Source organism: Psychrobacter sp. M13 (assembly GCF_030718935.1).
Lineage (GTDB): Bacteria > Pseudomonadota > Gammaproteobacteria > Pseudomonadales > Moraxellaceae > Psychrobacter > Psychrobacter immobilis_G.
This window is the reverse complement of sequence record NZ_CP132194.1, coordinates 1,529,898-1,553,398: the sequence shown is the minus strand read 5'-3', so window position 1 is coordinate 1,553,398 and position 23,501 is coordinate 1,529,898. Positions and strand designations below refer to the sequence as shown.

13 protein-coding genes are annotated in these 23,501 nt (G+C 42.4%); 9 read left to right on the top strand and 4 right to left on the bottom strand.

From position 1 onward, the window contains the following. Positions 1-12 precede the first annotated feature (12 nt). The 5 genes from cobA to Q9G97_RS06525 all read left to right on the top strand — a co-directional run bounded on the left by cobA (position 13) and on the right by Q9G97_RS06525 (position 8,565). Positions 13-1,689: a uroporphyrinogen-III C-methyltransferase gene (gene cobA, locus Q9G97_RS06545; protein ID WP_305900213.1), complete on the top strand. Its 1,677-nt coding sequence runs from the start codon at positions 13-15 to the stop codon at positions 1,687-1,689. 109 nt (positions 1,690-1,798) lie between these two features. Further along, on the top strand, positions 1,799-3,394 hold the full coding sequence (locus Q9G97_RS06540) for an exonuclease SbcCD subunit D C-terminal domain-containing protein (protein ID WP_305900212.1): 1,596 nt from the start codon (positions 1,799-1,801) through the stop codon (positions 3,392-3,394). Positions 3,395-3,396: 2 nt separating this feature from the next. Further along, on the top strand, positions 3,397-3,804 hold the full coding sequence (locus tag Q9G97_RS06535; protein ID WP_305900211.1) for a leucine-rich repeat domain-containing protein: 408 nt from the start codon (positions 3,397-3,399) through the stop codon (positions 3,802-3,804). Further along, on the top strand, positions 3,779-4,600 hold the full coding sequence (locus Q9G97_RS06530; RefSeq protein ID WP_305900210.1) for a leucine-rich repeat domain-containing protein: 822 nt from the start codon (positions 3,779-3,781) through the stop codon (positions 4,598-4,600). Before Q9G97_RS06535 ends, Q9G97_RS06530 begins: the two co-directional genes overlap by 26 nt. 20 nt (positions 4,601-4,620) lie before the next feature. Next, positions 4,621-8,565, top strand: coding sequence for an SbcC/MukB-like Walker B domain-containing protein (locus Q9G97_RS06525; protein ID WP_305900209.1), 3,945 nt, complete (start codon positions 4,621-4,623; stop codon positions 8,563-8,565). Positions 8,566-8,869: 304 nt separating this feature from the next. Here the strand turns inward: Q9G97_RS06525 and Q9G97_RS06520 are convergent, their stop codons facing one another. Next, the gene (locus Q9G97_RS06520; RefSeq protein ID WP_305900208.1) at positions 8,870-13,729 is read right to left on the bottom strand and encodes an NAD-glutamate dehydrogenase; all 4,860 of its coding nucleotides are present in this window, start codon (positions 13,727-13,729) and stop codon (positions 8,870-8,872) included. A gap of 469 nt (positions 13,730-14,198) precedes the next feature. Here Q9G97_RS06520 and purD point away from each other — a divergent pair, with 469 nt between their 5' ends. Together purD and Q9G97_RS06510 are read left to right on the top strand one after the other, a co-directional pair. Continuing rightward, positions 14,199-15,557: a phosphoribosylamine--glycine ligase gene (gene purD, locus Q9G97_RS06515; protein WP_305900291.1), complete on the top strand. Its 1,359-nt coding sequence runs from the start codon at positions 14,199-14,201 to the stop codon at positions 15,555-15,557. 238 nt (positions 15,558-15,795) lie between these two features. Further along, positions 15,796-17,187: an AarF/ABC1/UbiB kinase family protein gene (locus Q9G97_RS06510; RefSeq protein WP_305900207.1), complete on the top strand. Its 1,392-nt coding sequence runs from the start codon at positions 15,796-15,798 to the stop codon at positions 17,185-17,187. Positions 17,188-17,374: 187 nt separating this feature from the next. Here the strand turns inward: Q9G97_RS06510 and Q9G97_RS06505 are convergent, their stop codons facing one another. Next, positions 17,375-18,046, bottom strand: a complete 672-nt coding sequence (locus Q9G97_RS06505) for a DUF938 domain-containing protein (RefSeq protein ID WP_305900206.1) — start codon at positions 18,044-18,046, stop codon at positions 17,375-17,377. Between the two features lie 277 nt (positions 18,047-18,323). On the opposite strand from Q9G97_RS06505, the gene Q9G97_RS06500 reads away from it, so the two are divergent. Further along, a complete protein-coding gene (locus Q9G97_RS06500) occupies positions 18,324-18,518 on the top strand; it encodes a DNA gyrase inhibitor YacG (protein ID WP_201573345.1) in 195 nt (64 codons plus the stop codon). Positions 18,519-18,600: 82 nt separating this feature from the next. Beyond that, positions 18,601-19,782: an aspartate aminotransferase family protein gene (locus Q9G97_RS06495; RefSeq protein ID WP_305900205.1), complete on the top strand. Its 1,182-nt coding sequence runs from the start codon at positions 18,601-18,603 to the stop codon at positions 19,780-19,782. 115 nt (positions 19,783-19,897) lie between these two features. Here Q9G97_RS06495 and Q9G97_RS06490 read toward each other — a convergent pair whose 3' ends face one another. Both Q9G97_RS06490 and dnaX read right to left on the bottom strand, forming a co-directional pair. After that, positions 19,898-20,797, bottom strand: coding sequence for a LysR family transcriptional regulator (locus Q9G97_RS06490; RefSeq protein ID WP_305900204.1), 900 nt, complete (start codon positions 20,795-20,797; stop codon positions 19,898-19,900). 233 nt (positions 20,798-21,030) lie between these two features. Beyond that, a complete protein-coding gene (gene dnaX / locus Q9G97_RS06485; RefSeq protein ID WP_305900203.1) occupies positions 21,031-23,340 on the bottom strand; it encodes a DNA polymerase III subunit gamma/tau in 2,310 nt (769 codons plus the stop codon). Between the last annotated feature and the right edge of the window lie 161 nt (positions 23,341-23,501).

The window sequence follows — 23,501 nt, the reverse complement described above, 5'->3', positions numbered from 1 at the left end:
ATTACAAATACTATGAATACTTTTCCCTTATTTTTTAAATTAGAAGGCCGCAAAGTGCTTATCGTTGGTGGCGGCGATGTGGCATTACGCAAAGCCGATTTGCTCAGCCGTGCTGGCGCGAGTATTACTGTCGTGGCGCCACATATTTTCGATGAGCTGCAAGCTTTATTGCAAGATGACAAGCATCAGCTTATCTATGAGCAATATAATAAAAAGTATATGGCAGGCGCGCGCATTATCATTGCTGGCACCGATGATGAGGCACTTAATCATCAAGTGCATGCTGATGCTACTGAATTAAATATTCCTGTGAATGTGGTTGATACTCCGCCGCTATGTGACTTTATTTTCCCTGCTATCGTTGATCGCAATCCTATCGTTATTGGTATCTCATCCAACGGCAAAGCGCCAGTGCTGGCTCGGCTTTTACGAGCAAGATTAGAGACCTTGATTCCGCAAGGCTATGGCAAGTTAGCTAAGCTAGCGGGTGACTTTCGTGCAGAGGTAAAGACTAAAATACCAACGCTTACAGGACGTCGGCAGTTTTGGGAGCGCGCTTTTGAAGGTAAAGTCAGTGAGCTGATGTTTGCTGGGAATGAGAGTCAAGCGGCGGCGCAATTACAAGCGGATTTAGATAGTACCGCAGCTCAAATTGCTAATAAAGACGCACCAACTCACCAGCATTCTGCTACGCAAAAAACGCACACCGATTCACTGACTGCGCCTGTGCTTAGCAATGAGTCAGCCGCTAGTGATAGTGAGACAGTAGCTCAGTCTACTCCGCCAGTCGGTGAAGTCTATATCGTTGGTGCAGGCCCTGGTGATCCTGAGCTATTAACTTTTAAAGCGTTACGCCTGATGCAGCAAGCCGATATCGTGTTTTATGATGCGCTTGTCTCTCCGCAAGTGCTAGATTTGTGTCGCCGTGACGCGGACAAAGTATTCGTCGGTAAAAAACGCAGCAATCATGCGGTTGCGCAATTAGGCATCAATGAGTTATTGGTTAATGAGGCCAAAAAAGGTCGCCGTGTTGTCCGTTTAAAAGGTGGCGATCCGTTTATATTTGGACGTGGTGGTGAAGAGATCGAGAGCCTGCGCGCCCATAATATTCCTTATCAAGTGGTGCCTGGTATTACCGCTGCCAATGCGGCTGCCAGTTATGCAGGCATTCCTTTGACCCACCGTGATCATTCGCAATCGGTACGCTTTGTCACTGGTTTTTTAAAGGCAGGCGCACCGAATAATAACTTTGGCAGCTTTTTAAATACCGATGAGACCGTCATATTTTATATGGGTCTGCATTCGCTGGCACGTTTGACCGAGGGCTTAATTGAAGCAGGACGTAATAGCGAGACGCCAATCGCTATCGTATCCAACGCCAGTATGCCTAATCAGCAAGTATTAACAGGGACGCTTGCGACTATCAATGAGCTGCAAGAGCAAAACCAACTGCCGACCCCTGCACTATTAATTGTGGGCGATGTGGTTGCGCTGCATGATGATTTAGCTTGGTATAATCTGCATAGTCATCATGAAAAAGCTGATAATTGGCTACGCGGTGGTACGGCTTCAACACCAAAAGATCAACTGACTGAGAACCCATCTAGCCAGCAAGCCCATGCGCTATCAATGATTACTAACTTAGCTGAACAACAGAGCGATAGTTTAGAGCAGTTGGTTATTAGCTAGCATTATATAAATGATAGCCATAAAAATCCACGCTAATGAATGTTAGCGTGGTTTTTTTATGCTTTATGCTAAACTGAAGCCTTTAAACTAATTATAAATTTATATCGCTATGTCTGCACCTTCAACCAAATATTCGACTGTATCTGCACTCACTGATAGCAAGTCTTTAACCATTCTACACACCTCAGATTGGCATTTAGGGCGGCGGCTGTATGGGCGACTGCGTTATGAAGAATTTGAAGCATTTTTAAACTGGCTACAAGAGACTATTAGCGCGCGCCAAGTCGATGTCTTGATTGTCGCAGGCGATATATTTGATACCATGACCCCAAGTAATCGCGCTCAGGCGTTGTACTATGAATTTTTGGGTAAAGTTTCCACTCTTTGCTGTCAGCATATCGTCATTGTCGCAGGTAATCATGACTCGCCCACCTTTTTAGACGCGCCCAGCCAAGTACTCAAATTCTTAAATGTCCATATCATCGGCACGGCTTGTGACGACTTAAACGATGAAGTACTGATGTTAGATGATAACAATGGCGAGCCGCTGTGCGTTATTGCTGCTGTGCCCTACCTGCGTGACCGTGATGTGCGAGGTAGTCAAGCTGGCGAGTCAGCCGATAGCAAAGACGCTAACGTTATAGCAGGTATTCGCAGCCATTATGATAGCGTCGCTCAAATTGCGAAAGATAATCAACGACAGCTAAGTAAAGTTCATAAACGCCATATCCCTATAATCGCGACAGGTCATTTATTTGCCGCTGGTAGTAAAACCACCGAAGATGATGGTGTACGTGAGCTGTATGTCGGTAATTTAGGTAAAATCTCTGCTGAGATGTTTGATGAATGCTTTGATTATGTGGCGCTTGGTCATTTGCACGTACCGCAACGTGTCGGAGGCTGTGAGCATATCCGCTATTCAGGCTCGCCTATCGCCATGGGTTTTGGCGAGGCTCGTCAACAAAAGCAGGTGTTGCTTATCCAGTTTGGAACTGTGGAAAATACTTTTGCCAACGCTTTTACTGATAAAAGTTTAGTCGAAAATGTAGTTGATGAAGTGATTGAAATTGCTAACGTAAAAGTAGATAAAACGGTTAAAAAAGTTTTCAACAAATCCAACGATTTGATAGATGATTTGTTTGGCTTTGATGAGGTTGAAGATTTTGACGCTAGTATTAAAGAAGTTTCTGACCCTGATCCATTGGTTGATGAAGTAAAAAATAACACTACACTTTATAATTCCTCTACTACTGTCGAAACCCTTCATTCTAATAACGACACTGGCATGCAAGTCGCCACGCTTGCTATTCCTTGCTTTCAACAATTAGCGCAAGTCTCAGGTGATCTGCAAACTATTGCGACAACTATTCTAGCTATGGCTAGCAATGATATAAATAGTGACGAATCTATCTGGCTTGAGATTATCTATAATGGTGATGAAATCGTCAGTGAGCTGCGTGAAGAAGTTAGCGCAATGGTAGAAGGTTTACCGTTTGAAGTATTAAAGATTAAAAACACCCGTACTTATAATAAAGTACTCAATCAAGAGCAAACTTCTGAGGCGCTGCAAGATCTCAATGAGCTTGAAGTATTTGAGCGCTGCTTGACGACTCATGAAATAGCCGAAACTCAAAGAGAATCGTTACGGGATGCTTATCAGCAGATATTGCATAGTATTTATCATGATGATAGTCAGGCTGAGTGATTATGGGTTTAGAAAATCAGGATAAGCTACAAGCTATTATTGATTGGGCTATTGAAAATGAGATTGATGAGGATGTCATTCCAAGAGATGTAGAAGCGCTTAGTAATCTAACAATGCTTGAGCTTAAAAATTATAATATTTCAGAGTTTCCAGAAAGTTTTGACTCACTTACTAACCTTAACGCTTTAAGCATTATAAAGTGCCCTCTTATAAATTTTCCAGCATGTATTCTTAATCTAAAAAATCTGTATTTTCTTAGTCTTGAAGAATGTCAAATCAATAAATTGCCAAATCAAATTGACAAGCTTCAGCACTTAAGAACATTAGATCTAGGAGGTAATGCACTTATTGATTTTCCAGACAGTGTTGGAAACTTATTGAGACTTGAAAGAATTTCATTATCAAATTGACAAGCTTCAGCACTTAAGAACATTAGATCTAGGAGGTAATGCACTTATTGATTTTCCAGACAGTGTTGGAAACTTATTGAGACTTGAAAGAATTTCATTATCAGGTAATGAACTAAAACAACTACCAAATACTCTGAGTCATCTATCACAACTGACTCAACTAGATATTAGCGGTAATTTTTTCAAGCAATTCCCTGACGTGATAAAAAATATTGTACTCCTTGATCAGCTCAATTTATCTTGGAATGCTATGACTGAGTTGCCTAGTGATTTAAGCACTCTGAAAAATCTGACAGAGATTGACCTCAGTTTTAATAGATTTGAACAGTTTCCAAAGGGTTTATGTACCATAACGTCACTCGAAGATATCATTTTCTCTCATAACGGGCTATCAGAAATAACGTCTATTATAGGAACAATGACTCAGCTAGTGTCACTTCATTTATTTGCTAATAAAATTGCTACGTTACCTGATACTATTTGCAATTTACATCAATTAACCTTACTTGACTTATCAGATAATCAACTTAAAAATCTGCCAAAATGTATAGGAAAATTGCTTAGCCTAGAGATACTTACCGTTGACGAAAATCAAATTACCAGTCTGCCTGATAGTTTAGGTTATTTAAAAAACTTAAAAATTTTAAAAATTGATAACAATAAGATTACAGGCCTACCAGATAGTTTTGAAAATCTAACAAGTTTAGAAGCAATAAACCTTGATAAAGATAAGATTGAAAATATCCAAAAATTAAAAAAACTCCCAAACCTTACTAATTACAATGCATTTTATTAAACAAACATAAAGATACCACCATGCGCCTAATCGAACTACGACTAAAAAACCTCAACTCCTTAAAAGGCGAATGGCATATCGATTTTAGCGATAGCGCTTTTATTAATGAGGGTATCTTTGCCATCACTGGGCAAACGGGCGCTGGCAAGACCACTATTTTGGATGCCATCTGCTTAGCCTTGTATGGCGAGACGCCGCGTATTGCTAGCATTAGCAAAAGCAGTAATGAGGTCATGACCCGCCAAACTGCCGAGTGTTTTGCCGAAGTAGTGATTGATTTAAACGGTAGACAATACCGCTGCCGTTGGGGTCAGCGCCGCGCTTATGGTAAGTCTGATGGCAACTTGCAAGATGCCACTCATGAGATTGCCAAGTTAAATAGTGATCCCTCAAAAGAAGCTGAAATTTTAGAGAGTAAGTTATCGCGCACCCGAGATAAAATCATTGAGCTGACACGGATGGACTTTCAGCAGTTCACCCGCTCGATACTACTGGCTCAAGGCAGTTTTTCAGCGTTTTTAAAAGCCAAATCTGACGAGCGTGCCGATATCTTAGAGAAGATAACCGGTACCGATATTTATGCGACTATCTCCGAGCACGTCCATGAGAAAAAACGCTCTGAGGAAGAGACACTCAGCAAACTACAATTCGGTCTCGATGAATTAACGTTATTAGATAGCGAGCAAGAAGCTGAGCTTAAGCAAACCTTAAAAATCCAGCAGACGGCGCAGAGCGAGCAGCAACAAGCGCTTAACCAGTTGTATGAGCAAATAAGTTGGCTGGATGCCGTGAGCGAGTTGCAGCAAAAGCTTACGATTTATGATAATGAGCTAATAGCCGCTAAGCAGTCACAGCAAAACTTTATTCCAGATGCAGCACGCCTTTCAGCCGCGAATAAAGCACTAGAGTTAGATAGTCAATACAGTCAACTCACTTATCATCGAGATACGGTTAAAAGCCTGACCGATGAACAGCAAGCACTGAGTGATAATATACTGACCAAACAAGCAGACTTCGAACAAGCCGCTATCAAACTAGATACAGCTAATAAGCTTAGCGAGCACTCTAATAACGCGCTACAAGTTACCTTGCCTATATTAGCTCAAGTACGCGCCTTAGACGCTGATATAAATCAACAAACCCATAGCCTAACTGATAACACTCTACGTAAGGATAATCTCGCTACTAACATCGGGCGACTAACGCAAGAGATTAATAGCCATCACGTATTACAGACCACCAGTAAAGAGCAGCTGGTAAGTATTGATACTTTTTTGAATATGCACCATGAGCTTAATGATCTTGATACCGATATCGCGACTTTTAATAATAATTGCAGTCGTCTAAAGGCGTTACTACAAAACAATACAAGCTTAGCAACTGACAGAATGAGCGCTAGGCAACAAGCCAATCAATTACAAGCGGCGCTTGAGAAGTTCAATGAGCAGCAAGCTGCTGATAAAGCAGCCATGAGTGACACGCGCACTCAATTAGAGACGCTACAGCAGCAGCGAGCACAATTAATCGCCGACAAGCCGTTGAATCAGATGCGAGTGGAACAAGAGCAAATTGATCAGATCAACAGTACTATCGAGCACGTGAGCTCTAAAGTGCAGCGAGTTGCTGAACTTGATCAAGAAAGCCGTCAAATAGAAACAGCGTTACCTATAATCAATAAAGAGATGGCTGCTAGTCGTCTTTTGATTACGGAAAATGAGACGCTAATAGCAGAGACCAAAGATAAACGGCAAGACAAGCAACAGCAGCTATATTTACTACAAAAAGTCGCAAAGCTTGAGGACTATATTGTTGAGCTACAAGACAATCACCCCTGCCCGCTTTGCGGTGCAACCGAGCATCCTTATGGTCAGCATCATCCTATTTTGGAGCAAAGCAAAAATAGCGCCAATGCTAGCAATGATGAGCAGTCCGTCACTTCTCAAACCCAGCAGCAGATCAAAGAATTAGATCAGCAACTTGATACCTTGCAGCAGAATTTATCAGTGCAGCAGATTGAGCGTGCTACTAAGCAAAACCGTATTGATCAGCAACAGCAGCAATTGGCATCGATACATACTCAAATAAAAACCGTAACGGCTGAGATACGAAATATCATAGCGTCTTTGCTTGACCTATCGATGTCTGATAATAAGCAAAATACTGATACCGATACTATTAGCGCTATTATCGAACCTTTAAAAAATATTATTACTAACGCTAATAACGCTGACTTTATTAATAATATCCAGTCTGTCTTAAGCACTATTCGAGAGCAATTGACTCAGAAAAAACAGCAGCTGAAATCGATAGTATCTCAATATGAGGCACTGACTGAGTCGCAAGCTATTGTTAGCAACGCCATCGAAAACGCGGAGCAGCAACGCTTTACTCAGGCCAGTGCCATTAGTGAGATTGAAACCAGCATCAAGCTCAACCAACAACAGCTGGCAAGTTTTGAGAAAACGATCAGTAATAATTTTTCTGAGTTGCAAACGCTTGGTGCTGGCCTGCATGCATCAGTAGATAAATATCCCGCTACTAACTATACAAATTATATTGATGAGGTATTAGATATCTCTGAGCAATTACAGGCTTTAAAGAACAGCATTGATACGCAGAGTATATTTAGTGACGTAAGGATTGAGCAACATCTGCACTCTTTGCGTCAGCAGCGCGGGTTTTTGTTGCAGTTAAAGACAGTGTTCCATGAGAAAAAAGATCAGCAGCAAACCTTAAAAACTATGCTAGGTAATCTACATGCTCAGATTGAAACCAAACAAGCCCAACTGAATAATGAAAAAAATGAGCGGCTTAAGCTTAGTCAGATAGTCAGTGATAAAGAAATTGCACTGAAGCAATCACAGCAACAGCGCGATGAGAAGTTGAAGAATATCGAAAACAAAAATCCTGATGTCGAGGAGGAGCGCCTACGTGACTTGTTAGAGCAGGCAAAAAATGAGCAGACAACTGCGCAACGCTCGCACGATAATACTGCGCAACGACTCGCCCAATTACAAGACAGCCAGCAAAAGCTTGCAGTGCAAATACAATCTGCTACTACGACCCTACATGCTCAACAAAGCGACTTTACCTCAGCGCTGGCAAGCTCGCAATTTGCTACCGAGCACAGTTTTGTAGCAGCACGCCTGCCACTAGATGAGCGTAATTCTTTAAATGTACAGCAACAGCACATCGATAACGCTCTACAACAAGCGAGCGCTGCACTACAGCAGACCCAGCAAATATTAGCAGAAAAACAAGCCAACCCTTTGACGGCTGATAATAGAGAAATGCTTATTGATAAACAGCAACTGGTTCAGGTAGATAATAATCGCCTGCTTGAGACTATAGGTGCAATGAGTCAACAGCTTAAAGACAATAGTGAGAAGAAGAATAGTCAGCAAGAAAAACGAGAGGCTATCGATGTGCAAAAAGAAAAGCTGCAAGTTTGGCGACAACTTAATGAATTGATTGGTTCCGCTAGCGGTAAAAAGTATCGCACCTTCGCGCAGGGTTTAACCTTCGATATTATGGTCAGTCATGCCAATGCAAAATTGCATAAAATGAGCGATCGCTACCTACTAATACGCGATGATAACAATGCGTTGGAGCTCAACGTTATCGATAACTATCAAGGTGGCGAGATTCGCAGTACTAAGAACTTATCAGGCGGTGAAGGTTTTATTATTAGTCTAGCACTAGCGCTCGGACTGTCACAGATGGCCAGTCATAATATTCGCGTCGATTCATTGTTTTTAGATGAAGGTTTTGGTACTTTAGATGAAGAGTCGCTTGATATTGCCCTTGATACCCTGACCAGCTTGCAACAAGAAGGTAAATTGATTGGTGTTATCTCTCACGTAGCGGCTTTGAAAGAGCGCATTTTAACGCAAATTCAGGTTACCAAACTTTCAGGTGGCTTTAGTCATATTAGTGGTCAAGGTTGCCAGAAAATTGCTAGTTAACAGTACAATACAGGTATTAGTGCTATGGTCATAAAAGTATGGTTAAAAGATGGTGAGATGACTGGTTTTATAAAAGCACTGATAGCCTTTTTCTATAGCAATATTTTACCTATTGCGGTATTTTGTTTCGCCGTAATAGCCTCGATGCTTATTGCCAGCTCCGTATAGGACACTACTAATTTCACAGACTGTTTATTTGATAGTTATTGTGTTTGCATTTACAAAAGCCAACAACCAACGTAAAAAACCACCCTTAAATTCTTAAGAGTGGTTTTTTGTATTATGACTTTCAATTTCCAATTAACTATTTGCTAGCAATGCCACTCAGCTCACTCATCAATACTGATAAAGTCGACAGACTGATGATGCTATCATTATTACTGTCTAGTTTTTTCATCTCACCTGTGACTGACTGTAGATGAGCGCTATGACGAGACTTCCAGTCGCTAAAGGCCTGTTTGGCATCTGGCTGTGATAGTATCGCATCCATCAATAAGCGTAGGCTACGCGATAGCTCATTGACCAAGGCATGACGAGCGCGGCGATCCCAATAGTCTTGCTGCGGCAATGTGGCGATATTCTCCATCATCCAATCTAACTGCAAGACCTGATACGCCTCAAAGTATAACGAGGCAATATCATCGACAGAGCGCTCATACTGTTCAGCAAGCAATGCGGCATCAAGGGCATCGACACGATAAGGTAGAATAGCAAAGAACATAGCATCACTATCTGACAGACCATCGGTATTCAACGCTGCGGTATCTTCTTGTAGATAATCAGCAAACTGCTGCTCGATAAAGCCGCCGCCTTTGGTCAATTGCTCGACACTACCAGAGAAGCGCTCAATCATATCGGCAACTTGCAGATCTTGCCCAAAGGCATTAATGAACCAAACCACACCACGCTCGAGTGAGTCACGTAGACTCAGCTCTAGCTTTAGCAACACTTTAGCATCAACTTTATTGTCTAGAGACTCAAGCAGATTCCATACTTTGGACACTTGAAACACTTCACGGGTGATGGCATAAGCACGGATGATAGTCGCAAGCGACTGATCAGTTTCTTCATAAAGACGGAACAGCGCTTCGATACCTAAGCGGTTGACTACGCTATTGGTCAAGTAAGTACTAATAATCTCACGATGCAAGCGATGTTCTGTCATCTCATCAAAGAAGCGTGACGCCAACTCCTCTGGGAAGTATTTACGTAGCTCGTTAATGAAATATGGCGCATCAGGCAGGTCAGATAATAGCAGGTTATCATAGACCCACATTTTGCCATAAGCCATGACCACTGCTAGCTCAGGATTGGTCAAGCCAGTATCTGCTTTTTGGCGACGAGCAATCTCATCATCCGAGGGCAAATACTCAATGGCACGATCTAAGCGCTGCTCAGATTCTAGCTGTTGAATAAAGCGCTGATGATCACTTAAGTTTGCGGCAGCACGGATATGACTTAGCTCGATTGCTTGCGGTTGTAGATAGTTTTGACGCAATACTAACTGCGCAACCGTATCGGTCATACTCTCAAGCAACTCATTACGCTGCTTGAGAGTCATGTCGCCTTGCTCGACCACTTTACCCAGTAAAATCTTGATATTGACTTCATGATCCGAGCAGTTGACGCCACCTGAATTATCGATAGCATCAGTATAAATACGTCCTCCTGTCTGTGCGTATTCAATACGCCCTTGTTGAGTAAACCCTAAGTTACCGCCCTCACCGATAATGGCAGTACGCAACTCATGACCGTCGACACGCACCGCATCATTAGCACGGTCACCGACATCAGCATGAGTCTCATTACTGCTCTTCACATAAGTACCAATACCACCATTCCACAACAGATCGACTGGCGCGCGCAATAGTGCACTAATAAAGTCATTAGGCGCTAGGCTATCGGCACTGATATCGAACAGCGCTTTCATCTCACTACTGATAGCAACGGTCTTATCGGTGCGGGAGAATACACCGCCGCCTTGACTGATCAGAGATTGCTCATAATCACTCCAGCTTGAGCGTGGGATATTGAACAGGCGCTCACGCTCAATATATGACGCTTCAGGGTCCGGGTTTGGATCAATGAATATATGCATGTGGTTAAAGGCAGCGACCAGCTTGGTATGTCGTGATTGCAGCATACCGTTGCCGAATACATCACCACTCATATCACCGATGCCGACGACGGTGAAGTCATCGCGCCCTTGAATATCCATTCCACGCATACGGAAATGACGCTTGACCGACTCCCAGCCACCACGAGCAGTAATACCCATAGCTTTATGGTCATACCCTACTGAGCCACCAGAGGCAAAGGCATCATCGAGCCAAAAGTTATATTCAGTAGAGATAGCGTTAGCGATATCAGAGAAGCTTGCTGTGCCTTTATCAGCGGCGACAACTAAATACGGATCATCTTCATCATGACGGACGGTATTGGCTGGCGGGACGATATTCCCATCAACGATATTATCTGTCACATCGAGCATGCCGCGTAAGAATGTCTGATAACAAGCGATCCCTTCTGCCTGAAACACATCACGCCCATCCGCCATGCTTTTGGTCTTAACGATAAAGCCACCTTTAGAGCCTACTGGCACAATGACGGCGTTTTTGACCATTTGTGCTTTCACCAGACCGAGCACCTCAGTACGGAAGTCCTCCATTCGATCTGACCAGCGCAGGCCACCACGTGCCGCTTTTCCGCCACGCATATGTACCGCTTCAACGCGAGGAGAGTACACAAATATCTCAAACATTGGCTTTGGCTTAGGTAAGTTTGGAATTTTTGCAGCTAAGAATTTAAAAGAAAGTCTATCTTTACGCTCATTGTTCTCATCGCGCTGATAAAAGTTAGTACGCACCATAGCGTTGATCAAATCTAGATACCAACGTAGGATACGATCTTCATCTAGGCTATCAACCTTGACCAATGCCGTAGTAATGTGTTCTTGCAGCTCTACTGTTTTTGCTAAGCGCGTTACTTCATCATGCTGAGGATTCATGCGTGCATGAAAAAGCTCAACTAATGAGATACTAATAGCACTGTTTTTGACGACCGCTTGGGTGATATAAGTACTAGAAAAAGGGGCACGGGCTTGTAACATATAACGTGACAATGCTCGTAGCACGACCACATCGAAAGTATCTAGCTTAGTGATTAACACCAGCTCGTTAAAGGCATCGCTCTCCACGCGTCCTGCCCAAATCTGCTTGAGACTATCTTCGAATTGACCTCGAACCACTTGCATATCGACTTTATCGACATGCTCTAAGGTGAGCTCATATTCCTGCATCCAAATAGTCTGCTCGGGTAAGTCAAACTCGTAAGTCTGAGCTGAGAATACCGCCACACCAAAGTTCTCAAGTACAGGTAATATTTTGGATAAGATAATAGGTTGCTGGCGACCGTATAGCTTGAGATGTAACTGATTACCCGCATCTCCTGTTGACTGATACAAGTGCCAAATCATTGGTTGACTATCTGATAGTCGAGATAAGCGCTTGATGTCTTCTACCGCAGTACGACCATCAAAACGCTCTTGATAGGCGGCAGGAATATAACCTAGAAACCGCTGATTAAGAGCGTTTGCTTGCTGTTCACCGACATTATCCAGCAGCATCTCTTCATAGTGATCGCTCCATGACTGCATCAGCGCTGACAACTCAGCCTCAAGCTCACTAGTATTGACGTCATTGACTTGACCTGGCGTGGTACGAACATGCACATGAACGCGGGCATGTTCAGACTCATCAAACTCAGTGGTAAAGCCAGACGAAGCCCCACCATAAGCTTCTTTGAGCATGTGCTGTACTTTGATACGCAGCTCGGTGTTGAACTTGTCACGTGGAATATAGACCAAGCAAGACACAAAGCGCTGATAGTGATCGATACGGCTAAATAAGCGTAAGCTTTTTTTATCTTGTAGTTGAGTTATGCCTGAAACAATAGGAAATAGCTCTTCTACATTGCCTTGGAATAAATCATCGCGTGGTAATGAGTTGATGACATGCATCATCTTGTAGTGTGCATGTCCATCACGAGGTAGCTTCGCCATAGCCATGATCTGATTGGCTTTCTCACGTAATAATGGGATGTGCTGTACGCTCAACTGGTAGGCTTGCGAGGTCAATAGTCCAATAAAACGGTACTCACCTACTAATTTGCCATTATCGTCGAACTTATGAATACCCAAAAAGTCCATATAGACGGGGCGATGTATCGGCGATACACGGCTTGACTTAGACAGCATTAGCACTCTAGGCTCAGTCAATAGTCGCTTCAACTCTTTAGGGAGTTTGCTGAAGCTTTCTGATATAGCGTCTTGTTTATCACTGCGCAATAATCCAAGACCACTTTTAGCAACAGTGAATAAATCTAAATCAGCACTGCTATCTTTGGCATCATTTTTTGACGATTCATTAACCTCAATATAACGACCCCCTTCTGTGCGATACTCGCGGTATCCCAAGAAAATAAAATGATCGTTCAATATCCACTCCAAAAAATCTTGAATTTCTTGATGCGGATAAAAGGATTCAGGTAGTGGTTTTTTTGCAATCTCTTGCTTTATATCCACTAGACGTTCGCGCATCTGTTTCCAGTCGCCAACCACGATATCAAGGGTGTCTACTTTGTCGAACAATATCTTCTGTAGTTCAGCGAGCTTGTCATTATTTTGGTAAGCGATCTCACAATGAATCAATGATAAATGATTAGTAGCACTTTCCTCAGCATTTTCAACGTGCGTGATAGTACCGTCATCATCACGTTGCACATTGACAATGGTGTTGTAAGTTCGATGGACGTCGACCCCATGCTCTTCAAGACCCATAAGTAAGGTATCTACCAAAAATGGTCGATCATAAGCGACCATCTGAATAATAGTATGCGAGCTGTGAAAGTGTTGCTCTTCAGCCGATGGATTGATAATTGCGAGCTGTGGCTGCTTGCCGTTATAGGCTTTGAGCAAAGTGAAATGATGCAGAACCATACCCGCAAGATCGGCATCACTCGTAGCATCAGCGGTATCACGATGCAGCTGTTGGTAATAGGTGCGCACAAAGTGATCGAGTAGCGATTTATCCTTTTGCACATAACTGGTGGCAATGTCGCTTATTTGTTCGATGCGTTCTGTTGTAATATTGAGAGAGTTAAGCATGGATTAAATCCTTTTAATAAGTTTGATTTTTGAATTGACTGTTATTTTAACTTTTGATCATATTATTGGCAGTATCTTTATCAAGCATCTATTAGTGATGACAAGTAAATTTTACGTATCGATCTTTTTTTAACCTTGACCTTACACATTCCTTATTATTGAACAGCGTAATTATTTAACATCTTATTAGTATCGTTCTACAACGACTATATCAAAGTGTAACGCATCCACAAGCATAGCTAAAGCACAAAACATGGCTAAAGCACAAAACACGATTTTATCAATGTAATCGCTAGTGTTTTTTTGCTAGAATGCAGCTGGACAATGTATGGTGAAGTCTCTAACCAATCTATGCTCAGTAATGAGCATAAGCATACAGATGATGATTCGTCACCCTTGGTACTATTTAGCTTACGATGCGACTTTTTCGCTCACAATACGACTTTAGACATAAAAGGCACGGCATATGATAAATATTTTGGTATTAGGTGCAGGTGGACGCGAACACGCTTTGGCATGGCAGTGTGCCAAAGATAGCAAGGTACAACAAGTCTATGTCGCGCCTGGTAATGCAGGCACTGCTCTTGAACCAAAATGCAAAAACGTAGTCCTAAAAACGACTAGTGAAACGGCTGGCGAGCATAGCGCTGTTATTGATTTTTGTCAAAATAATAATATTGATATGGTGATTGTTGGGCCAGAAGCGCCATTAGTCACTGGTATAGTCGATGCTTGTCGTGATGCAGGAATAAAAGCTTGGGGTCCAACAGCTTATTGCGCGCAATTGGAGGGTTCTAAGACTTTTGCTAAAGAGTTTATGGCGACCAATAATATCCCAACCGCCGCTTATGAAGGCTTTACGGATGCTGCGTTAGCTAAGAATTATATTGATGAGCAAGGCGCGCCTATTGTGATAAAAGCGGATGGCCTCGCTGCTGGCAAGGGTGTCATCGTCGCCGAAACGATAGAACAAGCACATGCTGCTATAGACGATATGCTGGCTAGCAACAAGTTCGGTGAGGCTGGTAGCCGAGTGGTCATTGAGCAGTTCTTATCGGGTGAAGAGGCCAGCTTTATCTGTATGATTGATGGCGATAATATTTTGCCAATGGCGACCAGCCAAGATCATAAACGTGCTTTTGAAGGTGATATGGGACCGAATACAGGCGGTATGGGAGCTTATTCTCCAGCGCCAGTCGTTACCGACAGTGTTTATGAAAAAACTATGGCGCAAGTGATTCAGCCTGTGGTTGATGCCATGAAATCAGCGGGTCATCCTTATACTGGATTTTTATATGCAGGCCTTATGATTGATGAGTCTGGTAACCCTTCGGTCATTGAATTCAATTGCCGTTTAGGTGATCCTGAGACCCAGCCTATTCTTATGCGGTTGCAGTCTTCAATGGTGGATTTAGTGGCTCAAGGGCTGGCGGGAAATTTGCCTAGTCAAGCGGATTGGGATGATCGAGTTGCCCTTGGTATCGTAGTTGCTTCAAAAGGCTATCCTGAGAGCTCATCAAAAGGTGATGTAATATCAGGATTGCCAGCACTGACAACAGATATAAATACAGCAGTAAAAGTATTTCATGCCGGTACAACTTTTGCTAAGTCTAACGATAGTGATAGCGCTGATGACTATACCAATAATACAAATAGTGAAAAAGAAGTGGTTACCGATGGCGGGCGCGTGTTATGTGTCACTGCCCTTGCTAACACGATATCAAATGCGCAGCAAGCGGCGCTGATGGTCACAGGTGCTATTAGCTTTGAAGGTGCTCATTATCGTCGTGATATTGGCCATCATGCTATCAGTCGCGAAATGCTCTGACCATTTATTGATAATAATATCGGACCTTTATAGTTTAAAAGTGCTGTCTTAGCAATCGGACAGCGTTTTTATTTATTAAGAACTACCATGATTACTTTAACGTGTGCTCAGCAGACGTTATCTGCTACCAATCAATAGCGTTTAGTATGATACAATTTTGTATATTGGTGGCAACACTCACTTGTATTATGAGGCTTGAACCCACAAATCATAACTACTCTGGCAAACACCTATACTTATGGCAAATGATACGACTAGACCTAATAACAAGCAATCCATCGATAATCTGAAAACCTCAGGCTTTGAGCGTCGTATGTCGATTGCAAAAACTTCTTTAAACATCGGTCGACGCTGGGCAGGTAACAGCGTGTCTGGTATGTTCTTGGATAAAAAAGCTCGCTCTGCGCGCAACCAAGTCTTTATGGAGGCTCAAGCAAATTATGTCGCCGAAGAGCTCGGTAAACTTAAGGGCTCAGTAGTCAAGATCGGTCAGATGCTAGCGATGTATGGCGAGCATGTACTGCCTCCTGAGATTACTCGTGCTCTGCAAACGCTCAACGATGATACCGCTACCCTTGCTTGGCCAAAAATCGAGCAAACACTACGTCGTACTTTGGGTGACAAGTTAGATGAGCTTGAGGTTAACCCTGTCCCTATCGGTACGGCCTCCCTAGCCCAAGTTCATCGCGCTACTATTATAGCTACTGGTGAAGATGTGGTATTAAAGATCCAATACCCAGGTGTGGCTGATGCTATTGATTCAGATCTAGCTCTTTTCAAGCGTCTCTTAAAGGTGAGCAATGCGGTACCGCAAACGCGCGCGCTAGATACTTGGTTTGAAGAGATTCGCGACTTGTTGCATGTCGAGGTTGACTATACTATTGAGGCGGCGACCACTGAGCGTTTTTATCAGCGTCTGCAAGATGATGCCCGTTATGTCGTGCCAAAGATTAACCGCAACTACTCTAGCAAATATCTGTTATGTATGAGCTATGAGTCAGGTGTATCGATCACCTCGGAATCATTGCAGGTATTGTCTCATGAGCGCCGTAATGCGATTGGTCAAGCGGCCATTGAGATCATGATGCAAGAGATTTTTGTATGGGGCGAGATGCAAACCGATCCAAACTTTGGTAACTATCTCATTCGTATTGCTGATACTGAGGATCAACAAGATAAGCTAGTATTGCTAGACTTTGGGGCAATTCGTCAGTTTGATAATCATCTGTTAACGATAGCACATGGCCTACTTCGTGCAGGCTATCACCATGATCATGAAGCTATGAAACAGGCTATGACGGGCTATGACTTCTTCTATAGCATGAGCGAAAAGGTTAACTCAGATATCGCGGCTTTATTTTTATTAGCCACTGAGCCTTTTAGTGATCCTGCTACTAACCCTGATATCCCTACTAATTGCTTGGATGAGAATCAGCGTTACGTTTGGGCTAATAGTAAACTGCATTCACGTATTTCAGCGACGGCTCAACGCGCCATGCAATCACTTGAGTTTAATTTACCACCAAAAGAGTTTATGTTCATCAGTCGTAAGTTCATAGGAGCTTATACCTTTTTAACAGTGCTAGATGCTCATACCAATTCAGATAAATTAGTAAAACCTTTTTTGTAAGTTCTATTTTATCTTTGATCGAATAAGCCATAAAATTTGACCGCCCTTTAGTGGCGGTTTTTAATTTCATTAGTTTTTTTACTTAGGCTATTTTATGTTTCTAGATCAAGTAATAAACTTTAATAATCCTGTCTTGCCTACTGAGTGTTGTAGCTTCTCTATGAGCTAGTCATCATGGTTACTTAGGCTATTTCTTATGTGCTGTTACCCAATTATCAAATCTAGTCCTATAGCCTTTAGGCTTAGTCATCGTTAGCTGCCAGCAGGTTTCGTTACGTGCTAAGTACTTGACTTCAAAGTGAGTACGTTGACTATCAGCAGGGACTTTTTCACATAGTGTGGGTAGACACCATATAGACTTAGCTTGCTGCTGAGCATTACCCATATAGCTTTCGATATTAGTTGCTAATATCACCTCCCCGCCCTCGCTCAAGCGCGATAATAAAAATTCAAAAAAGGGCATGTTTAACCACTGCTGATTGGGGTTATGCTGTTCAGGATTAGGATATAGAATATAAATACAGGCAATGCTCTTAGGCTTTATAGCATGAACGATCCAAGCGATAGCATCGGCATGGACTGGGGTTAGGTTAGTCAGATTATGCTCTGTGGCAAGCTTAGAAAACGCCTCAAACTTGTTACGAGTACGCTCAATAGCTATTAGCTGCTTGTTTGGGTTTTGACTGGCAAATAGCAAAGCATGTTTGCCCTTCCCTGCACCAATCTCTAAAACTAAAGGTTGATTAATTTTTTTGGTACTCGCTAAAGCTTCAGGGATAGTGAAATCGCGCGGTGGTGATAACTTATCTGCCTGAAAGGCTCTTGACTGTTTATGCGACATTTTTTGCTGATCGAGCATTTATACCTCTTCATTTTATATAGTATTAGTTATAATAATTTACTTAGGCTATTTATCACTATTAATAATTTGGTTGATGTCTTAAACAAGCTACCTTAACGCCGGCTTTGCTAAGATGGTTGATAGCCGCGTTCAGACTATAAGTTAGCAGCCTACATCTTCTTAGTTACTGTTTTAAATTCAGCTATATTTGTCTTTTTATAAGCGCATGCTATTATAACCATTCTTCTTCATTGATGACACTTTCTATCACTATTACGAGTACATCTTCAGCCTTATGACAACATCATCAAAAACCGAAACGCTACCCAAAACTTACCCTTGCCCGCGTTGCGGCACTAAAACACCATGGCAAGATAATAAATCAAAGCCATTTTGTAGTGAGCGCTGTAAGCTTATGGATTTAGGGGCTTGGGCAAGTGAAGAGTATACTTTACCCGCAGAGTCGACGCCATTCTCCGATGAGCTATAGCTTAGTGATCTTTACTTAGTTACTTAGCGCTTGCTCTAAACTCTTTTTATTATCTAATACTTTACTATTATAGGATACTTGTATGTCAGCGACTTATCTGATGCCCACTTATAACCGTCAGCCGATCAGCTTTACCCGAGGCGCTGGCAGCTGGCTCTATACTCAGAACGACACTCCTTATTTAGATGCGCTTACAGGTATTGCGGTTTGTGGTTTAGGACATTGTCATCCTCAAGTCACTGAGGCTATTCAGGAGCAGGCGGCAACCCTTATTCACACTAGCAATCTATTCGGTATCGATTGGCAAGAGCGCGCGGGTGAGTCCCTATGCAAGGCGGCACAGATGGACAGTGTATTCTTTGCTAATAGTGGCGCTGAGGCTAATGAAGCGGCGCTCAAAATGGCACGGTTATATGCGTACAACCGAGGCTTTAAGCGCCCAAAAGTCATCGTCATGGAGCAATCATTTCATGGTCGCACCTTACTATCACTGTCAGCTACGGCCAATCCAAAAGCTCGTGAAGGATTTTTTACTTTAGATGACGATTTTATTCGCGTACCCTTTGGTGATATGGTGGCGATTGAGCAAGCCGCTATAGATCATAGTGATATTTGCGCTATCTTTGTAGAGCCTATCCAAGGTGAAGGTGGTCTTAATACCGCAGTCAATGGTTTCGCCTATTTAGAAGATCTACAAGCCGCTTGTGATAAACACAACTGGCTATTTATGATAGACGAGGTGCAGACAGGTAATGGTCGTACTGGTAAATACTTTGCTTATCAGCATAGTAATGCGCGTCCTGATGTATTAACGACTGCAAAAGGCTTGGGCAATGGCTTTCCTGTTGGCGCATGTATGGTGCGAGGCCGAGCCAATGGTCTGTTCGGTGCAGGCAGTCATGGCTCTACTTATGGTGGTACTCCTCTTGCCAGCCGTGTGGTTCATAGCGTCTACGATGTGCTAAAAAATACCGATATTATGGACAATTCAGTAGTTGAAGGTCAGTTTATCCGTGATAGCCTTACCGATGAATTAAAACAACAGGGTGTGAGTAGTCGCGGTGCTGGCACTATGATCGGTATCGTGCTGCCTGAAACCATGGACTGTAGTCAACTGGTAGATCTAGCTCGTGATGAGCAGCAATTGATTATGAACGTCACTGGTGGCCATGTCATACGCCTATTGCCACCACTAAATATTAATCGTAACGAAAGCGAACAAGTGGTTGATCGTCTGCTTAGGCTATTACGCCCCTTACTATAAATTGTAAGCTAAGTTATAAGCTAGGTTTTATTTAATTTATTATTGGTGCAAAAAAGCCTGTAGACAATACTGTATCTACAGGCTTTTTATATTTAAACTCTTTGCTATCTAAATATTAACTGGCATGGAAGTATTTTTTTAGTACTTCTAAGCAACGGGTAATCTTGGCAGGCTGCTGTTCGCGATTGAGCGTAACCGCATAAAGTACAAAGCTTGGTAACTTATAACCTGTCAAAACCTCAACCAGCTCGCCACTGTCGAGCTCTTTTTTGATATCCATCTCCATCATTCGCACTAAGCCATGACCTTCTTTGGCTAAAGTCGTGGCCATAAAGACGTTATTGGTGTGGATACGCGAATTCATTTTTATTCGAGATTTTTTACCTGTTTCAGCCTGCGTTAAATCAACTTGATTGGTATCTTTCATGATATCAATACAGATCAGCTGATGCTCATTAAGATCCTTTGTACTCTCAATCTTATCGTGATGACGCAAATACTGCGGGGAGGCAACCAATAGCTGACGTACGGTAGTTAGCGGATGACTGCTCAAGGTGGAATCATTAATGCTAGGACTCATACGAACCGCAATATCAATACGCTCATCAATCATGTCAATATAATGATTATCCGCCAAATAGGTGATGCTGAGATCGTCGTGAGCGGCCATCCAAGTTGATAAAGCTGGCAAAATATGATTGACGCCAAGCTCAGGCGTCGTAGCGATACGCAAGCTACCTGCCAGCTCATCACGTAGCTGATTGACTTTTATTCGCCCTTGTTCAGCAGCACTGACGACATCCTTGGCCGCTTCATAAAAACTCTCGCCCGCCTCTGTTAAGCTCAGCTTACGAGTTGATCGGTGTAGTAATACCACTCCGAGCTCGTTTTCTAATGAGCGAATTTGCTGGCTGACGGCACTGGTCGTAATACCAAGCTCACGAGCTGAGCCACTAAAAGAGCCGTGTCCGACTACGCTTGCGAACACGGCCATACCGCGTAAATTATCTATCATATTTCCATCCAACCTGACTTTTAATTTTTAATATAACTTAACCATTATATCTGAATTTTATTCTATATATCTGTCTTAAATATATCTATAACGTACAATTAATAAGTTTGAATAATCAAAAGTTTATAAAAATCAGCAGACTAGCGTTTGACTAAAAAATTTCGCTTTTTAACGCTAGAATTATAGTAAGTTAGATAATCAATAAAGCTATTTTGAATAATATCATTGACTATTTAAGTCAGCTTAACCTTCCCCATTTTGCCCTCATTACGATGCGACAAGTACTGCATCACTGGTGACTCTAATAATAATGTCTGTGCGACCAAAGTCGCTTGCTCTAAGCGCATTTTTTGACGACTCTCAGGGGTTTTATCTTTATTTTCGCTAACTTTTTTATCTATTTGCAGACTTATTTCAGCTTGGGTGAATTGCTGTTGCAGCTTTGCGGATAGCTGCTCAAAAGTTGCTTGCAGATGCTTACTGTCTACGTTAGTGATAAAGGTCGATTCACCGTTACAAAGTCCTGTCATCATGCCTTGGCGAGCTAGAGCGCGCTCATCTTCTGCTAGGCTGTTCTCTTCACGAGCCGTTTGTAGCCAATAGTCCCATTTCTCTGGCGTCCATTCGCCTGTTAATACTTGCTCAGGACAACGTAGCAAAGTACGCGGATCGACTGTGGCAATCTCATTATCAACATCACTTTCGTCATGTGCAGCTACCTTTTGAAGATCATCTTCTACTTTAGCTTTAGTAGCTGATATATCGTTAACAACAGAGTCACTACTTATAACTGCAATATCCATTTTGGAATTAACAGTAGGGTCAGAATGGACATCTGAATAAGAGAGACTTGTTTCCTCAACTTCAGGCTCAGTGATTAAATCAGAGTTAGCCTCATCTTTAACGGCTGGCATGAAACTTAGGCTAGCACCGATTGATTTAGTATTTTCGATAGCGCTACTTGAGTCATTACTTTCATCATTTTCGTTAATGACATTATCATTAGTAACATTAACAGCATTTACATCAGAATCACTAACCGAATTAGCCTCTATTTCTTTATTAAGATCGGCATTTAAAGCAGGCTCACTATCAATAGTAACAGCGATTGCCTCGTCTTGATTATCAGTAATATCTTCTAACTCAGTACTATTTTCTAACGTAGTGCTTTGATTTACTTCGGTACTAGCTTTTAAATCATAGTTATTATAGCTATCACTATGAGCTTCAGTACCTAAATCATCATCAATTACATCAGAGTTAGCATCGATTAAATCAGTTCCATTTAAACCAGCCTCATTTGAGTCAATACTATTGTCTTTTTCGATAATAGGATCATTTGCTTGATAATCAATATCATAAGCTAGCATTTTAGATGCTGAACTGACCTGATCTATAGTCTTCAAGTTTGAACTATCGTTAAATACTGGAGCGATTATCTCATCGACAGGCAAAGGTCTAAAAGCCAACAGACGCAAAATACACATCTCAAGTGCTTGCATAGGCGTACTTGCCAGCTTTATACCTTCACGCGCTTGCACCACAATCTCATAATAGAGTTGCAACACATCAGGGCTGATATGCTGGGCTAAAGTCGTGATAGTCTCAGCTTGCGCTTCATTGACGTTTAATGCCACCTCTGGTAGCAATTGCGTCAATGCCAGCTGATGTAATAGCTCAGCTAAACCATCAAACATACTGGACGCGTCGACCATTTGCGCACGCATCTGCTCGATATGTGCCGCGACCAACGACTTATCATGATTATAGATATCGGTAATTAGGCGCACCAAATCAGCGGCATCTATCAAGCCGAGCATCGCATTGACGGTTGCATCATCAAGCGAACCCTGACCAAAGGCAATGGCTTGATCGGTCAAAGATAACGCATCGCGCACTGAGCCTTTAGCTGCACTTGCTAATTGCCATAGTGCTGGCTGCGTATAGTCAACCTTTTCTAAGGTCAAGATATTAGCGAGATGTTCGCTCAGTAACGTCTGCGCTAGTGGACGCAATACAAACTGCAAACAGCGCGAGATAATAGTAATCGGTAGCTTTTGTGGATCAGTGGTCGCTAATAAAAACTTCACATGCTCAGGCGGCTCTTCTAACGTTTTGAGCAGCGCGTTAAAGCTATGCGTTGACAGCATATGCACTTCATCAATTAGGTAGACTTTATAGCGACCTTGACTTGGTGCATAAGGCACATTATCGAGTAGCTCTCGCGTGTCCTCAACCTTGGTACGTGAGGCAGCATCAATCTCAATCAGATCAATAAAACGTCCTTGATCTATCGCCACGCAATTATCACAAACCCCGCATGGCGTACTAGTCACGCCCAAGTCACAGTTCAAGCATTTAGCTAGAATACGCGCGATAGTCGTTTTACCCACACCGCGTGTACCCGTAAACAAGTAAGCGTGATGCAGCCGATTATAATCAATGGCATTAATCAGCGCTTGTGAGACATGGGTCTGCCCAATCAATTCATGAAAGTTCTTGGGCCGATATTTACGAGCTAAGACTTGATATTGCTGGGTCATATCTATCCATTTTACTAATTATTATATTTAAATCAGGCAATTTGCGTACTATTTTAAGCGCTCTTATTATAGCAAAAAGCCAGCACTGACGTCTGACTTGTTGGGTTTAGCGTTTAGATTTTATTAGCTTTTAAACAGTACTAAGTAAAAGCTATCAAACA